Here is a 16308-nt window from a genome sequence, read left to right as displayed (position 1 = left end):
GCGTAGGAAAGGCCGTCAGCGGTCGTCTGCGTCACGTCCCCCCGACCGTTCCGCCGGGAATACGACGGTGTCGTGGCGATGGCCGTTCTGCCGTTCCTCCAGCTCCTTGAGCATGTCCTGCAGCTCGGAGCGGATCCAGTCGCGGGTGGCGACCTCGCCCAGGCCGATCCGCAGGGAGGCGACCTCGCGGGTCAGGTACTCCGTGTCGGCGATCGACCGCTCGTTCTGCTTGCGGTCCTGCTCCAGGTTGACCCGGTCGCGGTCGTCCTGCCGGTTCTGCGCGAGCAGGATCAGCGGGGCGGCGTAGGAGGCCTGCAGCGACAGCATCAGGGTGAGGAAGATGAACGGGTACTCGTCGAAGCGCAGGTCGCGCGGGGCGAGGGTGTTCCACGCCACCCACAGGATGATGGCGGCCGTCATCCAGACCAGGAAGCGTCCGGTGCCGAGGAAGCGCGCGATGCGTTCCGACAGCCGCCCGAAGGCGTCCGGGTCGTACTCGGGCAGGATGCGGCGCCTGGGCACGCCCGGCTGGTCGAGGCGGGTGGCGCGCGGCCGGGAGGCGGCGGTGGCGCCGGCCGGCGTGCGCTCGCGGGGGCTCTCGCGCTCAGGAACCATCGGTCGCCACCTCCTCCTCGGCCAGGTGGAACTCCGTCTCCCGCCAGTCGTCCGGGAGCATGTGGTCGAGGACGTCGTCCACGGTCACCGCGCCCAGCAGCGACCCGGCCTCGTCGACGACCGGCGCCGCCACCATGTCGTACGTGGCGAAGAAGCCCGCGATGGCCGGCAGGTCGGCCTCCGGGTCGAGCGGCTGCAGGTCGCTGTCCACGATCGAGCTGACCAGGGAGGGCGGTGGCTCCCGCAGCAGGCGCTGGAAGTGGACCGTCCCGAGGTACTTGCCGGTCGGGGTCTCGTCGGGCGGCCGGCAGACGTAGATCTGGGCGGCGAGGGCGGGGGAGAGGTCGGGGTTGCGGACGCGGGCGAGGGCGTCGGCGACGGTGGCGTCGGGACGCAGCACGATCGGCTCGGTGGTCATCAGACCGCCCGCCGTGCGCTCCTCGTACGACATCAGGCGCCGCATGTCGGCCGCGTCGCCCGGCTGCATCAGGCTCAGCAGCCGCTCCTGCTCGTCCGTGGGCAGCTCGCCCAGCAGGTCGGCCGCGTCGTCGGGGTCCATCGCCTCCAGGACGTCGGCGGCGCGCTCCTCCTTCAGCTTGCCGAGGATCTCGATCTGGTCGTCCTCCGGCAGCTCCTCCAGGACGTCGGCCAGCCGGTCGTCGTCCAGGGCGGCGGCGACCTCGGCGCGGCGCTTGGGGGAGAGGTGGTGCAGGACGTTGGCGAGGTCGGCCGCGCGCAGCTGCTCGAAGGTGGCCAGCAGGTTCTCGGCGCCCTGTCCCTGCTCCTCCAGGGTGAAGCCGGTGACGGCGGTCCACTCGACGGTCAGGGCCTCGCCCTTGGCACGCCGGAACGCTCCGCCCTTCCTGCCCTTGCGGACGAAGACCCGGTCGATCTCCCACTCCCGGCGGGCCGGCAGCTGATGCACCGACAGGTCGAGGACGGTGACCTCCTCGCCGCTCTCGGTGAGCGTCACGCGCCGGTCGAGCAGCTCCCCGAAGACCAGCCGCTCGGTGGGCCGCTGCTCGAAACGCCGGACGTTGAGCACGCCGGTGGTGATGACCTGGCCGGACTGGATGGCCGTGACCCGGGTCATGGGCAGGAAGATGCGGCGGCGGGTGGCGAGTTCGACGACGAGGCCGAGCAGCCGCGGTGGTCGCTGTCCCATCCGCAGCATGACGACGAGGTCGCGGACACGGCCCACCTGGTCACCGGCGGGGTCGAAGACGGCGACACCGGAGAGGTGCGAGACGAAGATCCGGGGGGCGCCCGCTGCCATGGCCGCGGCTCCTTTGCGTACGGGGTGGTTCCTGATGCGTGTGGGACTGCCTGACGTCGTGCCTGTCTTTGTAGCTGTGTCTTCCGAATTGCCCGCTCGGATGGGCTTCAGGCTAGCCCGTCCCGATCGGGCCCGCGTGGGCGGCCGGTCCGGACGGACCGGCTCCGACCTGCCCGCACGTCCCCGGTACCCTGCGGTACGCCGTTCAGGTCTCCCGTCAGAGAGGCAGCCCCACCTGTGACTCCGATTCGCCAGAGCCGTAGCCGCGGTGCCGCACTCGCGACCGCGACGTGCGCACTGCTCGTGACGGGAACGGTGCTGACGGGCTGCGCGGAGGATCCGAACGAGGGCACCAACGGGGTGGGCAGACTGCCCGCCGCCAAGATCCAGAGCAAGACCCGCGCGGCCGCCCAGAACGCCGGGGCGGTCCGGGTGCACGGCAGCGTCGTCAGCGGCGGACGGACCTACGCGCTCGACATGCGGCTGAAGGACGACGGCGGCGACGGCTCGGTCACCACCAAGGGCACGACCTTCAAGCTGCTGCGCGTCGGCGACGAGCTCTTCGTCAAGGCGGACGCGGACTTCTGGAGTCACGGCGACGACCAGGGCGAGGGCGCGACGGACGCGGCGGCGGCCTCCAAGCTCGACGGCAAGTTCGTCAAGGTGCCGCAGGGCGACCCCTCGTACAGGAAGTTCAGCGGCTTCACGGACAAGGCTCTCCTCCTCGACGGTCTGCTGACCCTGCACGGCTCGCTGGCGACGGACGGGCACGACGAACAGGCGGGGGTCCGCACCATCCGCATCACCGGCGACAAGGGCTCCGGCGGCACCCTGGAGGTCTCCCTGGAGGGCAAGCCGTATCCGCTGCGCCTGGAGCGGGCGGGCGGGGCGGGCACGCTCACGTTCTCCGCCTGGGGGGAGGACTTCGCCCTCAGGGAGCCGGAGAAGAACGAGACGGTGGACTACGGCAAGCAACTGCCGGCGTCGTAGGCCGTCAGGCCCGTTTGCGCTTCTTCAGCAGCAGGCGGGGCAGGCCCGCCGGGACCGGGCGGCGGGTGGTCGCCGGGGACGGCAGCGGCGGCTCGGACAGGGAGCCGTCGGGCAGCGGCGCCCGCGCCCCGGTGGGCTCCAGACGCAGCACCCGGCACTCGCGGGCCCAGCGCCCGGTCATGGCCTCGCCGTCGGGCGCGTTCAGCCGCTTGCCCTTCAGCTCGCCGACCGCCGCGTCCCAGGCCTCGGAACCCGGTGCGAGCTGCCTGACCCGGGCCGTCCAGGAGACCAGCCGGCCTCCCTTGTCCTTGCTGCGGACCGTCACCCGGGCCTCGGCCCCGTCGGTCAGGCCCGGCAGCGGCTGCTCGCCGGGCCCGTCGCCGACCAGGCAGGCCCCGCCCTCGTGCCACACGTGCCACAGCGCGCGCGCCGGGCCGTCGGGGCCCTGGACCCAGATGAGGCCGGACTTCTTCGTGGCCTCCTCGACGAGGGCCTGGCCGAGCAGCTCGCTTGTCATGGCCGCCAGCCTATCCACGCCGCTCACAGCCAGCCGTTCCGCTTCAGCGTGCGGTGGATGCCCAGGCAGATGACCACCGTGACGCCCATGATCGCCGGGTAGCCGTACCGCCAGTGCAGCTCCGGCATGTGGTCGAAGTTCATGCCGTACACGCCGCACACCATGGTGGGCACGGCGATGATCGCGGCCCAGGAGGTGATCTTCCGCATGTCCTCGTTCTGCGCCACGGACGCCTGGGCGAGGTTGGCCTGGAGGATGGAGTTGAGCAGCTCGTCGAAGCCGAGGACCTGCTCCTGGACCCGGGCCAGGTGGTCGGCGACGTCCCGGAAGTACTTCTGGATGTCCGGGTCGATCAGCCGCATCGGCCGCTCGCTCAGCAGCTGCATGGGCCGCAGCAGCGGCGACACGGCCCGCTTGAACTCCAGCACCTCGCGCTTGAGTTGGTAGATCCGGCCGGCGTCCGAACCGCGCGGCGCGCCCTTGCGGCCGGGGGAGAAGACGTCGGTCTCCACCTCGTCGATGTCGTCCTGGACCGCGTCGGCGACCGCGATGTAGCCGTCGACGACGTGGTCGGCGATGGCGTGCAGCACGGCCGAGGGGCCCTTGGCCAGCAGCTCGGGGTCGTCCTGCAGCCGGCGCCGCAGGGCCCGCAGCGAGCCCTTGCCGCCGTGCCGGACGGTGATGAAGAAGTCCCGGCCGGTGAAGCACATGACCTCGCCGGACTCGACGACCTCGCTGTTGGCGTCGAGCTGGTCGTGCTCCACGTAGTGGATGGTCTTGAAGACCGTGAAGAGCGAGTCGTCGTAGCGCTCCAGCTTGGGCCGCTGGTGGGCCTGGACGGCGTCCTCCACGGCCAGCGGGTGCAGACCGAACTCGCTGGCGATACCGGCGAATTCGGCCTCCGTCGGCTCGTGCAGGCCGATCCACACGAACCCCCCGTCACGGCGCGCCACGCGCACCGCCTCGTGCGGGGTCAGCGGGGCGTCGGTCTCGATGCGGCGGCCGTCGCGGTAGACGGCGCAGTCGACGACGGCGGAGGTCGCCGCGGGGCTGCGGGTGGCGTCGTAGGGACCGCCGTCCTTGCGCAGCGACACGCGGGACGGGCGGACGGCGGCGCGCAGGTCGCGGATCATCGACATGGCGGGCTCCTTCGCGACAGGCAACGAAAAGGCGCCGGACCCGACAGGTGGAACTACCCGGAATGAGGACGTTGGGACCGATGATGTTTGGCACGTCCACAAAGCGGGGAGCACCGCACCGTCGCGGTGGCGAGTCTCGTCACTGATTCAGCTACTGAGGCAGATCAGGCAAAGCGAAACGAAGCGCTCTTCCGCGTGAAGCGAGTGCGAGAGGTGGCGACCAGCCAGAGCCAGAACAGCTACGTCAGCGGCGGGAAGAGCGTGGTGCTACTGCACGGTCGACTTCGATCCATTGCAGTCCCACCTCCTCCGGCCGGTCCCTCGTAAGGGAGTTCCTTCGGCGTCGGGGCTTGATCGCGACGCTTCTGCGTGCTGCCCCGAACCACCGGGCAAGAGTACCAGCCGCCCGACGTGTCAAGGCGCTTGTTTGCCCGCTACTGACGAGTTCTATGCTCGCCGCATGGCAGATGTTCTTCCTCTGGTGGAGGCCCGGTTGCGTACGGCGCTGGGCGAACCGGACGCGCGTGCGGCCGTCACCTTCCTGGGCACGGACCGCATAGAGGTGCTCCGCTTCCAGGAGGGCGACATCGTCCGCTACGCCACGCTCGGCATGTCCGCGCACCCCATGACGGATCCCACGGCGGTGGTCGCCGACCCCGTGAAGGGCCCGCGCGCGGAGCTGGTCCTCTCGGTCCGGGCTGGCCTGGCCGACACCGACAAGGTGCTCAGGCCGCTCGCCGTGCTCGCCGCGTCCCCGCAGGTGGAGGGGTTGGTCGTGGCGCCGGGCGCCTCCCTCGACGTCGGTGAACCGCTGTGGCCCGGGGCCGCCTTCACCTCGGTGCTGGTCGCGGAGCCGGGCGGCCTGGTCGAGGACCTGGAGCTCGACGAGCCCCTGGACCCCGTGCGGTTCCTGCCGTTGCTGCCGATGACGCCGAACGAGGCCGCCTGGAAGCGGGTGCACGGCGCGCAGGCGCTGCAGGAGCGGTGGCTGAACCAGGGGACGGACCTGCGGGACCCGTCCCGGAAGTCCGTCCCGCTGGAGTGAGCAAGCTCACCAAACCCGCGGCCGGGGGCGTCAGTTGGCCAAGACGCCGGCCCCGTCCTCGGTCGCGTGCCGGGGCTCCGGCTCCTCGGCGGTGGGGGTCCCCCCTGCTCGAGCGGAGTCGAGAGCTTGGGGGAGCGTGAGGGCCCTGCGCCGTACGGCGACCACGAGCGCGCCCGCGACCGCGGTGACGGCCGCCACCACGAACGGGATGTGCACGTCGGTCCACTCCTCGATCTTGGGCGCGAAGTACGGGGCGGCCGCCGCGGCGAACCACCGCACGAAGTTGTAGCCGGCGCTCGCCACCGGGCGGGGCGCGTCCGAGACGCCGAGGGCCAGTTCGGTGTAGACGGTGTTGTTCACGCCGATGAAGGCGCCGGACAGGACGGTGCAGACGACGGCCGTGGTGTGGGAGCCGTAGCCGAGCACGAGGACGTCGGCCGCGAGCAGCACCAGCGACCCGCCGAGCACCCGCAGCGAGCCGAACCGCTGCTGCAGGCGCGGCGCCACGATCACCGAGAAGACGGCGAGCAGCACGCCCCAGGCGAAGAACACCGCCCCCGACCGGTACGGGCTCATGTCCAGCACGAACGGCGTGAAGGCCAGCACGGTGAAGAACGTGTAGTTGTAGAAGAAGGCCGAGATCGCCGCGGAGGCGAGGCCGCCGTGGCCGAGGGCCCTGATCGGGTCCAGCAGCGAGGTCCTGCGGGCGGGTTTGGGCTGCTCCTTCAGGAACACCGCGATGCACAGGAAGCCGACGGCCATCAGGAACGCGGTGCCGAAGAACGGGTAGCGCCAGCTGGCGTCGCCGAGCAGGGCGCCCAGCAGCGGGCCGCACGCCATGCCCAGGCCGAGGGCCGACTCGTACAGCAGGATCGCGGCGGCGCTGCCGCCGGCCGCCGCGCCGACGATGACGGCGAGGGCGGTGGAGACGAAGAGCGCGTTGCCGAGGCCCCAGCCCGCCCGGAACCCGACCAGTTCGCCGACCGATCCCGACGTGCCGGAGAGCCCGGCGAAGACGACCACGAACGCGAGGCCGAGCAGCAGGGTCCTGCGGCCGCCGATGCGGCTGGAGACGAACCCGGTCACCAGCATCGCCACGGCGGTGATCAGGAAGTACGAGGTGAAGAGCAGGGAGACCTGCCCGGCCGTGGCGTCCAGGCCCCGGGCGATGGACGGCAGGATGGGGTCGACCAGCCCGATGCCCATGAAGGCGACGACCGCCGCCCCGGCGGTCGCCCACACGGACGTGGGCTGCTTCAGGAGGCCGCCCGCTCCGGCGTCGAGGGGGTCCATGCGTGCTCCCTTTCCCGAGACAGCAGTAGTTGGTATATACACACATTAAGTTAGCAAGGCTAATTAATGCAAGGTGCATGCAATATGGGCGGTGACGGGTTCCGTCCGGATGGGTGATCGTCCTTGACGCGGCGGGGCCGGGGTAGGACCGTGGGGCCCTATGAGGGGCGAACCCAGTTGCCCGAAGTGCGGTGGCCGGGTCAGGGCTCCCGGCCTCTTCTCCGACTCGTGGCAGTGCGATGTGCACGGCACCGTTCATCCGGTGCAGCCCGTGATACCGCCCAGCGTCGACGCCCTCAACGTCGTGGTGCACCGGACCAAGGTGCCGGTGTGGATGCCGTGGCCGCTGCCGGTGGGCTGGTTGTTCACGGGCGTGGCCTGCGCGGGGGACGACCGCACGGGCGGTCGCGCGACGGCCGTCGCCTGCACGGGTCCCGGACCGCTCGGCGGCATGGGCGAGCTCATCCTCGTCGCCGAGGAGCTGGGTGTCGGACTCGGGGCGCGGTACGCCGGGATCGACGGGCCCGATCCCGGACCCTTCATGGACGTCGGGAAGCCGGCCCAGGCGAAGGTGCTCGCCGCGGGGCGGCCGACACCGCTCTGGCACGTCGCCGGGGCGCCCGAGGACCGGGCCGTGTTCGCCGGCGAGGCGCTGGGGCTGTGGCTGTGGGCCGTGGTGTGGCCCGAGCAGTCGGGGCTGCTGATGTACGACGAGCTGGTGCTGGCGGATCTGCGGGAGGCCGGGGCCGAGGTCGAGCTGGTGCCCTGCGGCGCCCTGTCGCCGCGGCTGCTGGGACCCTAGCGCCCGGCTTGTAGGGGGCGCCGGGGCCTTTCAGGTGTGACAGCGGGTGCCGTACATGCGGTTATCCTTGAGCAGCCCCGTCCGCCCCGTCCCGTGTCTGGAGTCCGCGTCGTGCGCATCGACCTGCACACCCACTCCACCGCGTCCGACGGTACGGACACGCCGGCCGAGCTGGTGCGCAAGGCCGCCGCGGCCGGGCTGGACGTCGTCGCGCTCACCGATCACGACACCACGCGCGGGCACGCCGAGGCGGTCGCCGCGTTGCCGCCCGGGCTGACCCTGGTCACCGGGGCCGAGCTCTCCTGCCGCCTCGACGGCATCAGCATGCACCTGCTGGCCTACCTCTTCGACCCGCGGGAGCCCGCGCTGCTCGCCGAGCGGGAGCTGGTGCGCGACGACCGCGTGCCGCGGGCCCGGGGCATGATCGCCAAGCTCCAGGAGCTGGGCGTGCCCGTGACCTGGGAGCAGGTGGCGCGGATCGCCGGTGACGGGTCCGTCGGGCGGCCGCACGTGGCGAGCGCGCTCGTGGAGCTGGGTGTCGTGCCGACCGTGAACGACGCCTTCACGCAGGACTGGCTGGCCGACGGCGGCCGGGTCTTCGTGGAGAAGCACGAGACCGATCCGTTCGAGGCGATCCGGCTGGTCAAGGGCGCGGGCGGGGTCGCCGTGTTCGCGCACCCCGCGGCCAGCAAGCGGGGGCGGACCGTGCCGGAGGCCGCGATCGCCGAGATGGCGGCCGCAGGGCTGGACGGCATCGAGGTCGACCACATGGACCACGACACCGACACGCGCGCGCGGCTGCGGGGGCTGGCCGCCGAGCTCGGACTGCTCGTGACCGGGTCCTCGGACTACCACGGCAGCCGGAAGAGCTGCGTGCTCGGGGAGTACACGACCGATCCCGAGGTGTACGGGGAGATCACGCGCCGGGCGTTCGGGGCCTTCCCCGTGCCGGGGGCCGGCGGAGCCGTCTGAGGTTCCTCTCCCGAAGATCCGTTTCCCAGGCACCCGGCGCCGCCGGGCGTGCCCACCCGTTCCGCCCCGCGCAACGCCCGCCCGCAGCGGTGACGACCGCTGCCCCGCGCGCGTTCCGCTCTCACTCGCAAGGCCATCACCGTCATGTTCGACCTCGCCGTCTTCGGCTCCCTCTTCCTCACCCTCTTCGTCATCATGGATCCCCCGGGGATCACCCCGATCTTCCTCGCGCTGACCGCCGGGCGGCCCGGGAAGGTGCAGAAGCGGATGGCGTTCCAGGCCGTCTGCGTCGCCGGTGGCGTCATCACCGTGTTCGGGCTGCTCGGGCACCAGATCCTGAACTATCTGCACGTCTCGGTGCCCGCGCTGATGATCGCGGGCGGACTGCTGCTCCTGCTGATCGCGCTCGACCTGCTCACCGGGAAGACCGACGAGCCGCAGCAGACCAAGGACGTCAACGTCGCGCTGGTGCCGCTGGGCATGCCGCTGCTGGCCGGGCCGGGGGCCATCGTGTCCGTCATCCTCGCCGTGCAGAAGGCCCACACCGTCACCGCGCAGGTCTCCGTGTGGACGGCGATCCTCGCCATCCACGTCGTGCTGTGGCTGGTGATGCGCTACTCGCTGGTGATCATCCGGATCATCAAGGACGGCGGCGTGGTCCTGGTGACCCGGCTCGCGGGCATGATGCTCTCCGCGATCGCCGTGCAGCAGATCATCAACGGCGTCACGCAGGTCATCCAGGGAAGCTGACGTCAGTCCCGGCGCGTGAGGGCCGAGCCGATCGGGCCGGCCGCTCCCGGGTGGGAGAGGTACGCCTCCATCTGGTGCGCCCGGTCCCGGCCGTTGGGGACGGCCGGCTGCGTGACCTTGCCCCAGCGCTCGTCCTCCAGGGGGCAGCCGATGGCCACCCCGTCGGTGGGACACCAGACGTTGACCCAGTCGCGGACCCGGGGCGGCCGGTGCGGGCCGCGGGCCAGCAGCCGCTCGTTGACGCCGTCCAGGCCCAGCGGGCTGCCCGCCGTGACCATCAGGACGGGGTCGAGGCCCTCGGGCAGGCGGGTCAGCAGGTCCATGCCGACGACCGTGCCCAGGCTGTGCGTCACCAGCACGAGTTCGCCGGTCGTGGGCATGGTCTCCAGGACGCTGTCCAGCACGGCCTGCCGCACGGCGCTGTCGCCGAGGTACAGGTCGACGTCGCGCAGGAACGTGGCGATCGTCCACTCGTCCAGGTCGGAGCGGGCGGCGAGCCAGCTCAGCGGGCGCAGCGGCCCGACCAGGCCCGATCCGAAGCCCTCCGTGGTGGCCGGCCCGTTCTGGGGCATGCCGGCCCGGGTGGCCGCCTCGTGGATCAGCCGCTCGTAGGAGCCGGTGGGGGACTGCGCCGCGAAGACCTCGGCGGCAGCGGCGGCGCCGAGCCGGTCGAGGTCGAGGGACTCGCTCGTGCTCTCCCGGCCGCTCACCAGGTCGTGCAGGCGGGTGCCGTAGTACGGGAACCACACGTCCTGCGGATCGAGCGCGGGCAGTGAGGCGAGGGTGAGACCGCTGTTGAGGCCGGCCGTCCAGTTCAGACGGAGGTCCACGGGTTTCTTGCCGTGCTGGTCCCTGCCGTGCAGGAAGACCAGGTGCTTCCGGCCGCCGAAGGCGGTGCTCCGGGCACGCAGTCCGGTCCGGTCCGCCGGGCGGGACGTCCCGCTCTCCCGCGAGGCCGTGGCCGCGTGGGCGCCGCCGTCCGACGCCGCGCGGCTCGTCGGCCGCGCGTCCACCGCCGGACCGAGCGATGCCCCGGGTGCGACGGCCGTGCTCTGGTCCAGTCCGGAGTCCGGGCCCATCTCGGCCAGCAGGGCGCGCCGCCCGGCATCGAGGTCCAGCCCCGCCAGGTGCTTCAGGACCGAACTGATCCGCACGCCCTCGTTGGCGACCCAGTCGATCGCGTCGTCGCCGTCGCCGTGCTCCCAGGGCCGGCCGTCCCGGCGCAGGATACGTCCCTGGTCGTCCTTCTTCGGCACCCCGCTGTGGTGCAGGGCCACGACCTCCCACTGGTCGTTGAAGACCGGGGAGCCCGAGTTCCCGGGGCGGGTGTCGGTCCGGTAGTGGACGAAGTCGTCGAGCCGCACGAGCACGGCGTTGTCGCGCAGCACGATCTCCTTCAGGCGTCCGTCCGGGTGACCGATGATGTTGACCTTCTCGCCGAGGACCAGCTTGCCGATCTGCACGCTCAGCCGGTTCCAGCCGAAGATCTCACCCGCCGTGCGGCCGTCCTGGGCGGGCGCGACCGCCACGAGGGCGAAGTCGAGCCGCTGGTCCGCCGCGAAGAACGTGCCGGGATCGAACTCCATGCGGACGACGGTGTCGGGCTGGTTGTCGATCGTGACCTGCGCGTTGAACTCCGCGAAACAGTGGCGCGGGAAGTCCTCGTCCGGCAGCACGTGGTGGTTGGTCATCATCAGCCGCGGCGACACCAGGAAGCCCGTGCCGTGCGGCAGCTCACGGCCGTCACGGCGCAGGGTGATCCGGGCGACCGAGGCCCCGGCCCTGACCCCGCGCGGCAGGAAGCTCCAGGCCTGCAGCTCGTTGGACAGGTCGATGATGCGCTCGTTGGCGCCGGGCAGGTCCATCGCCTCCCCGTGGATGTCCGCCACCACCGCCGTGGGCGACAGACCGCCCCGGCCCAGGATCCGGTCCGCGCGGACGGCGAGCGCGTCCGGGGCGTCCGGGAAACGCACCCCTGCCGCCATCCTGCTCTCCACACGCTCGCGCTCCGGGGACGACTCCTCGTACCGTTGCGCGGCCTCGGCGAGCACCTGGTCGTGCAGTCGCTCGTTCGACCGGCCCGTCACCGCCATGCGGCCCACCGTCCCGTTCTCGCTCTCGGCGTCCCCTCCGGCCAGTACGCCCCCGGCCGGGGCGGCCCGCAACAGCGGAGCCCCCGCCCGGCCGATGCCGAGCGGGGGCTGCGAGGTGTGGGAGAGCCGCGCGCGTTATGAGGCCGTGGTCTCGGCCGGGCGGATCCACAGGCGCTGCCCGATGGCGGCGGCCTGCTGCACGATGCGGTTGACGGAGGCGGCGTCCACGACGGTGGTGTCCACAGGCGTGCCGTCCACGTCGTCGAGTCGCATGATTTCGAAGCGCAAGGGCTTCTCCCTTCGTCTGGTCATCCTCCTGAGGAGAACTACTTGTGTGGCGGCCCACCGGCTGCGGTGCTCGGTGTTCCGTATGGGTCAACAGAGATGCCTGGGTCAAACATTCCCTACGCTAAGGAAATTTTTCGAACGGCTAATTACCGAGCCGTAAGAGTGTCGTTACGAGACCGACCGGGACCGGTTGTGTTCGTTGCGTGACCGCCGGGACAATGGAGGCGATGAACGACGACCTGGCGGCGCTCGGCGCCCGCATCGACCGCACCAACGAGCTGCTCCTGCGCATGCTCGCCGAGGTGGCGAAGACGCCCTCGACCCACGCGATCTTCGTCGACGCGGGGTACCTGTACGCGGCCGCGGGGCGCCTGGTGGCCGGGACGGAGGACCGGCGCGCCTTCGATCTGGACGCCGAGGGCCTGATCGACGCGCTCATCGACCGGGCCCGCACGATCTTCGCGGACAGCCGGCTGCTGCGGGTCTACTGGTACGACGGCGCCCGGCGCCGCATCCACACGGCGGAGCAGCAGTCCATCGCGGAGCTGCCGGACGTGAAGGTACGGCTGGGCAACCTCAACGCCAACAACCAGCAGAAGGGCGTCGACTCCCTCATCCGCTCCGACCTGGAGTCCCTCGCCCGCCACCGCGCCATCAGCGACGCGGCCCTGCTCGGCGGCGACGAGGACCTGGTGTCGGCCGTCGAGGCGGCCCAGGGCTACGGCGCCCGCGTCCACCTCTGGGGCATCGAGGCACCGGAGGGCCGCAACCAGGCCGAGCCGCTGCTGTGGGAGGTCGACAGCCAGCGCACCCTCGACCTCGACTTCTTCAAGCCGTACGTCTCCCGCCGCACCGCCCCGGCCCACGAGACGACCGCGGGCCGGCCCACCCGCGACGACGTGCGGTTCGTCGGCGCGCAGATCTCGGCGAAGTGGCTGGCGGCGCGGGGCCGGGACGCACTGGTGGAACTGCTGCCCGGACACCCCTATCTGCCGGGCTCGGTCGACCAGGACCTGCTCGTGGAGGCGGAGGGGCTGCTGCAGTACTCGCTGCGCGGACAGGCGGATCTGCGACGGGCCCTGCGCGACGGCTTCTGGGAGCACCTGCAGACGCAGTACTAGGCCGTGCGGCGAAGACGCCGGGACCTCACCGGGAACGCGCCCGGCTCCAGCCCCGGCCGACGCGCGATCCCCGTCGCCGCCCTCACGCGTGGCCGTGATCAGCGTCTCCGCGCAGGCCCGGTGCGACTCTGACCACGTACTTGCCCCGGACGCCGCCCGCCTCCAGCGCCCGGTGTGCCGCTGCCGTCTCCTCCAGGGAGTAGACCCTGTCCACCGCGGGCCTCAGCCTGCCCTCGACCACATGGCGGGCGAGGTCGTCGAAGTCCGCCCGCGTGGGGTTGCCGCTGAAGAAGCGCACCCGGCCGGATCCGTGGACCGTGCTGGCCGCGAGGTAGCCGAGCGACGCGACGGGCCGCTCCAGGTCGAAGGCGATGGTGACCATGCGCCCGCCGGGCCTCAGCAGGCGCCGGAACGCCCGCAGGCCGGTCCCCGCGGTGTCCAGAACCACGTCGAAGCGGCCCAGCTCCGCCGGCCGCACGGCCCGGTGGTCGACGGCCTCGTGTGCGCCGAGCCCGCGGACGAAGTCGAGGTTGGCCGCCCGGGCCAGGCCCGTGACCTGCGCGCCGTACGCCCGTCCGAGCTGGACGGCGGCGTTGCCGACACCGCCCGCCGCGCCCCGGACGAGGAGTCGTTCGCCGGGGCGCAGCCCGGCCTTGTCCCGCAGCGCGGTGATGGCCGTGGTGGCCACCGGCAGCGCGGCGGCGGCCACCGGATCAAGGCCGTCGGGGAGCCGGCCGACCCGCTCGGCGGGCACGGTCACGTACTCGGCGGCGCTGCCGAACCCGGAGGTGCGGCCCAGGACCCCCCAGACACGGTCACCGGCCGCGAACCGCGTGACCCCGGCCCCCGGTGCGGCGACCTCGCCGGTGAAGTCCAAGCCGACGCGCTTGGGGAAACCCCGGCCGCCCAGGAGGCGGACACGGCCGGCGCGAGCCGCCAGTTCGCCGCCGTTGACGCTGAACGCGTACACCTTCACCAGGACCTCGCCGCGGGCCGGCTCGGGGCGAGGCACGCGGCCCGTGTAGAGCACGTCGGGACCGCCGTAGCGGTCGTGGAGCACTGCCTTCATCATGCGGTCGTCCATCGTCGCGCCTTTGCCTGCGGGGGGCCCACGGGGATCTGGCGTCGACCGTAAGCTCCAAGCGGACGCGATCGTCCGTTTCGAACGGAAGCGAGAGACAGTGAGAGCGGAATCCTCTCGGATCACGGGCCGCGACGGGGTGCGGGCCGATGCCCGGCGCAACCGGGAGCGCGTCCTCGCCGCCGCCCGCGCGGTCTTCGCCGAGCACGGGATCGACGCCCCGATGGCGACCGTGGCCCGGCGGGCCGGGGTGGGCGTGGCGACGCTGTACCGGCATTTCCCGACCCGGGAAGCCCTGGTGAGAGGCGCGTTCGCCCAGCAGATGGAGGCCTGCACGCGGGCGCTCACCGAGGCCCTGGCCGCATCCGATCCGTGGCAGGGCTTCCAGCAGCTGGTCGAGACGGTCTGTGCCCTGCAACGACAGGAGCGCGGGTTCCCGGCCGCGTTCCTCGCGGCCTTCCCGGACAGCGCGTCCCAGCACACGCGGGCGCGGCAGCGAGCCGAGCGGGACTTCACCACCCTGGTGCGCAGGGCCCAGGCGTCGGGCGCGCTGCGGGCCGACTTCCACCCGTCCGACCTCGTCGTGGTCCTGCTGACACACTGCGCTCTGGTGACAGCCCTGCCGGACGACGGTGCGGCGTCCCGGCGCCTGGTGGCCTATCTGCTCCAGTCGTTCCGCGCCGACACGGCCCACCGGCCGCTGCCTCCGCCGGCTGCGCTGACCCTGCGCAGCCTGCCGATCGCGACGGACCACCCCCGGAGACAGCGGCCCTCCAGGGCCTGAGGGGACCGGTACCCGGTATCTGCCGCGGGGCGCGGACCGGTCCGGCAACAGGCCCTCAGGAGCCGCAGGCCGCGCCGAGGCGGTCCCAGAAGTCGGCGAGGGCCCGGGCCGTCTCCGCAGGACGGTCGGCGTTGGGGGAGTGCTCGGCCCCCGCGACGACCGTGCGGTGGGCGTTCAGCCGGACGGCCATGTCGTCGAGGACCGGCACCGGCCAGGTGTCGTCGCGCTCACCCGACAGGACGTGGAACGGCAGCGGCAACGCGGCGAGTTCCGCGACGAGGTCCGGCTCGGTGCACAACTGACGCCCGGTCGCCAGCAGTTGGGCGGGGCTGTGACCCAGCCAGCGGCGGCGCAGCTGGTCCTGGTCGCCGAGCCCGCGGGCCGGCCCGCCGACCTCCTCCGGCGGTCCCATCGCCTGGATGGCCTCCCACACCTCCGCCATCGACATGACGGCGAGCGCGTCCCTGAGCAGCTTCACCCGCTGCTGCTGGGAGATCGAGATCTCCGCCGGACCGGACGAGACCAGGGTGAAGGAGCGGAAGGGCGAGGAATCGAGCAGCACGGCGGCCCGGGCGATCTGCCCGCCGAGCGAGTGCCCCACGAGGTGCACGGACCCGCCCAGCGCGGCGGCCTGCGCGAGCACGTCCCGCGCCAGTTCGGGTCGGGCGTAGGCGGATTCGTCGTCCGACGGGCCGCCCGACTCGTGCTGGCCCCGCCCGTCCACGGCGACGACCCGGTACCCCCGCGCCGCGAGCGGCTCGTGCAGCAGCCGGAAGTCCTCCTTGCTCCCGGTGAAGCCGGGCAGCATCAGGACGACCCCCCTGACCTCCGCACCCGCCTCCGGCGACGAGTCGACGACGGCGAACTCGCCCCGGGCCGTGCGCAGCCGGTACGCGCGGGCGCCCGGGGGCGGGGGGAAGGCGGGATGGCTGGTCACGGGGTGAGGGTAGCGGGTGGGGGAGCGGGCACCGGCCGGGCGCCCGGGAGAACGCCGACGGCCCGGTTCCCGCGCGGGAACCGGGCCGTCGAACAGGCTGCGTCAGCCCTCCGTGGACTCCGCGGCGGCCGTGGCCTTGCGGGTACGGCGGACCCTGGGCTTGGCCTCCGCCACGTCCTCCGAGGCGGTGGCCTCGGCCTTGGCGGACGCCGCGGTCTTGCGGGTGCGGCGCGGCTTGGTCGCCGTGGCGTCGGGCTCCTGAGCCGTCTGGGCCGGGATCTCGGCGGCCCGGGCGGGCTCGGTGGGCTCGGCGGCCTTGCGGGTACGGCGGGCCTTGGGCTTGGCCTCCGTGCCTTCGGCGGTGTCGACGGCCTCGGCTGCGGCGGCGGCGGTCTTGCGCGTCCGTCGCGGCTTGGCCTCGGCGGTCTCCGTGCCGGTGTCCGTGTCCGTGGTGGCGGCGGCCGTCTTGCGCGTGCGGCGCGGCTTGGCCTCGGTGGCTTCGGCCGTGTCGACGGCGGTCTCCGCCGTGGACGCCGCGGTCTTGCGGGTGCGGCGCGGCTTGGTCGCCGTGGCGTCGGGCTCCTGAGCCGTCTGGGCCGGGATCT

General features: G+C 72.5%; 16 protein-coding genes and 1 pseudogene. 7 read left to right on the top strand and 10 right to left on the bottom strand.

Annotation, left to right across the window (positions count from 1 at the left end; translation table 11 throughout):
* Positions 1-15 precede the first annotated feature (15 nt).
* Positions 16-615: a DUF1003 domain-containing protein gene (locus tag ACPXCS_RS12015; protein WP_425946528.1), complete on the bottom strand. Its 600-nt coding sequence runs from the start codon at positions 613-615 to the stop codon at positions 16-18.
* Positions 605-1891, bottom strand: a complete 1287-nt coding sequence (locus ACPXCS_RS12010) for a magnesium transporter MgtE N-terminal domain-containing protein (protein ID WP_425946527.1) — start codon at positions 1889-1891, stop codon at positions 605-607. Before ACPXCS_RS12010 ends, ACPXCS_RS12015 begins: the two co-directional genes overlap by 11 nt.
* 237 nt (positions 1892-2128) lie before the next feature.
* Between ACPXCS_RS12010 and ACPXCS_RS12005 the strand changes: the two genes are divergently transcribed.
* Positions 2129-2881 carry a hypothetical protein gene (locus ACPXCS_RS12005; RefSeq protein ID WP_425946526.1) on the top strand — a complete coding sequence of 251 codons (753 nt, stop codon included), beginning with the start codon at positions 2129-2131 and terminating at the stop codon, positions 2879-2881.
* 4 nt (positions 2882-2885) lie between these two features.
* Here ACPXCS_RS12005 and ACPXCS_RS12000 read toward each other — a convergent pair whose 3' ends face one another.
* Positions 2886-3398 carry a hypothetical protein gene (locus ACPXCS_RS12000; protein ID WP_425946525.1) on the bottom strand — a complete coding sequence of 171 codons (513 nt, stop codon included), beginning with the start codon at positions 3396-3398 and terminating at the stop codon, positions 2886-2888.
* A 23-nt stretch (positions 3399-3421) separates the two neighbouring features.
* Positions 3422-4537, bottom strand: coding sequence for a magnesium and cobalt transport protein CorA (locus tag ACPXCS_RS11995; protein WP_425946524.1), 1116 nt, complete (start codon positions 4535-4537; stop codon positions 3422-3424).
* A gap of 460 nt (positions 4538-4997) precedes the next feature.
* Here ACPXCS_RS11995 and ACPXCS_RS11990 point away from each other — a divergent pair, with 460 nt between their 5' ends.
* Entirely contained in the window at positions 4998-5582 is a 585-nt protein-coding gene (locus tag ACPXCS_RS11990; RefSeq protein ID WP_344536398.1) for a suppressor of fused domain protein, read from the top strand.
* Positions 5583-5612: 30 nt separating this feature from the next.
* Here the strand turns inward: ACPXCS_RS11990 and ACPXCS_RS11985 are convergent, their stop codons facing one another.
* Entirely contained in the window at positions 5613-6875 is a 1263-nt protein-coding gene (locus ACPXCS_RS11985) for an MFS transporter (RefSeq protein ID WP_425946523.1), read from the bottom strand.
* Between the two features lie 160 nt (positions 6876-7035).
* On the opposite strand from ACPXCS_RS11985, the gene ACPXCS_RS11980 reads away from it, so the two are divergent.
* From ACPXCS_RS11980 to ACPXCS_RS11970, 3 genes are all read left to right on the top strand, one after another.
* Positions 7036-7677 (top strand): DUF6758 family protein, encoded by a 642-nt coding sequence (locus ACPXCS_RS11980; RefSeq protein WP_425946522.1) that lies wholly within the window; start codon positions 7036-7038, stop codon positions 7675-7677.
* Positions 7678-7788: 111 nt separating this feature from the next.
* Positions 7789-8649 carry a PHP domain-containing protein gene (locus ACPXCS_RS11975; protein WP_425946521.1) on the top strand — a complete coding sequence of 287 codons (861 nt, stop codon included), beginning with the start codon at positions 7789-7791 and terminating at the stop codon, positions 8647-8649.
* A gap of 144 nt (positions 8650-8793) precedes the next feature.
* Complete coding sequence (locus ACPXCS_RS11970; RefSeq protein ID WP_425946520.1) at positions 8794-9399, top strand: MarC family protein; 606 nt, start codon at positions 8794-8796, stop codon at positions 9397-9399.
* A 2-nt stretch (positions 9400-9401) separates the two neighbouring features.
* Here the strand turns inward: ACPXCS_RS11970 and ACPXCS_RS11965 are convergent, their stop codons facing one another.
* Positions 9402-11492 carry a trypsin-like serine peptidase gene (locus ACPXCS_RS11965; protein ID WP_425946519.1) on the bottom strand — a complete coding sequence of 697 codons (2091 nt, stop codon included), beginning with the start codon at positions 11490-11492 and terminating at the stop codon, positions 9402-9404.
* A 135-nt stretch (positions 11493-11627) separates the two neighbouring features.
* Entirely contained in the window at positions 11628-11780 is a 153-nt protein-coding gene (locus tag ACPXCS_RS11960; RefSeq protein WP_094057445.1) for a hypothetical protein, read from the bottom strand.
* 227 nt (positions 11781-12007) lie between these two features.
* Here ACPXCS_RS11960 and ACPXCS_RS11955 point away from each other — a divergent pair, with 227 nt between their 5' ends.
* The gene (locus tag ACPXCS_RS11955; RefSeq protein WP_425946518.1) at positions 12008-12901 is read left to right on the top strand and encodes an NYN domain-containing protein; all 894 of its coding nucleotides are present in this window, start codon (positions 12008-12010) and stop codon (positions 12899-12901) included.
* A gap of 82 nt (positions 12902-12983) precedes the next feature.
* Here ACPXCS_RS11955 and ACPXCS_RS11950 read toward each other — a convergent pair whose 3' ends face one another.
* A complete protein-coding gene (locus tag ACPXCS_RS11950; RefSeq protein WP_425946517.1) occupies positions 12984-13985 on the bottom strand; it encodes an NAD(P)-dependent alcohol dehydrogenase in 1002 nt (333 codons plus the stop codon).
* A 97-nt stretch (positions 13986-14082) separates the two neighbouring features.
* Here ACPXCS_RS11950 and ACPXCS_RS11945 point away from each other — a divergent pair, with 97 nt between their 5' ends.
* The gene (locus ACPXCS_RS11945; protein WP_425946516.1) at positions 14083-14766 is read left to right on the top strand and encodes a TetR/AcrR family transcriptional regulator; all 684 of its coding nucleotides are present in this window, start codon (positions 14083-14085) and stop codon (positions 14764-14766) included.
* A gap of 55 nt (positions 14767-14821) precedes the next feature.
* Here ACPXCS_RS11945 and ACPXCS_RS11940 read toward each other — a convergent pair whose 3' ends face one another.
* Together ACPXCS_RS11940 and ACPXCS_RS11935 are read right to left on the bottom strand one after the other, a co-directional pair.
* Complete coding sequence (locus ACPXCS_RS11940) at positions 14822-15703, bottom strand: alpha/beta fold hydrolase (RefSeq protein WP_425946515.1); 882 nt, start codon at positions 15701-15703, stop codon at positions 14822-14824.
* Between the two features lie 102 nt (positions 15704-15805).
* Positions 15806-16308 (bottom strand): annotated as a pseudogene (locus ACPXCS_RS11935) (DEAD/DEAH box helicase); the annotation flags it as partial.

The organism is Streptomyces sp. DT190 (assembly GCF_049846985.1).
Classification (GTDB): Bacteria; Actinomycetota; Actinomycetes; order Streptomycetales; family Streptomycetaceae; genus Streptomyces.
This window is presented reverse-complemented; position numbering and strand designations above follow the sequence as displayed.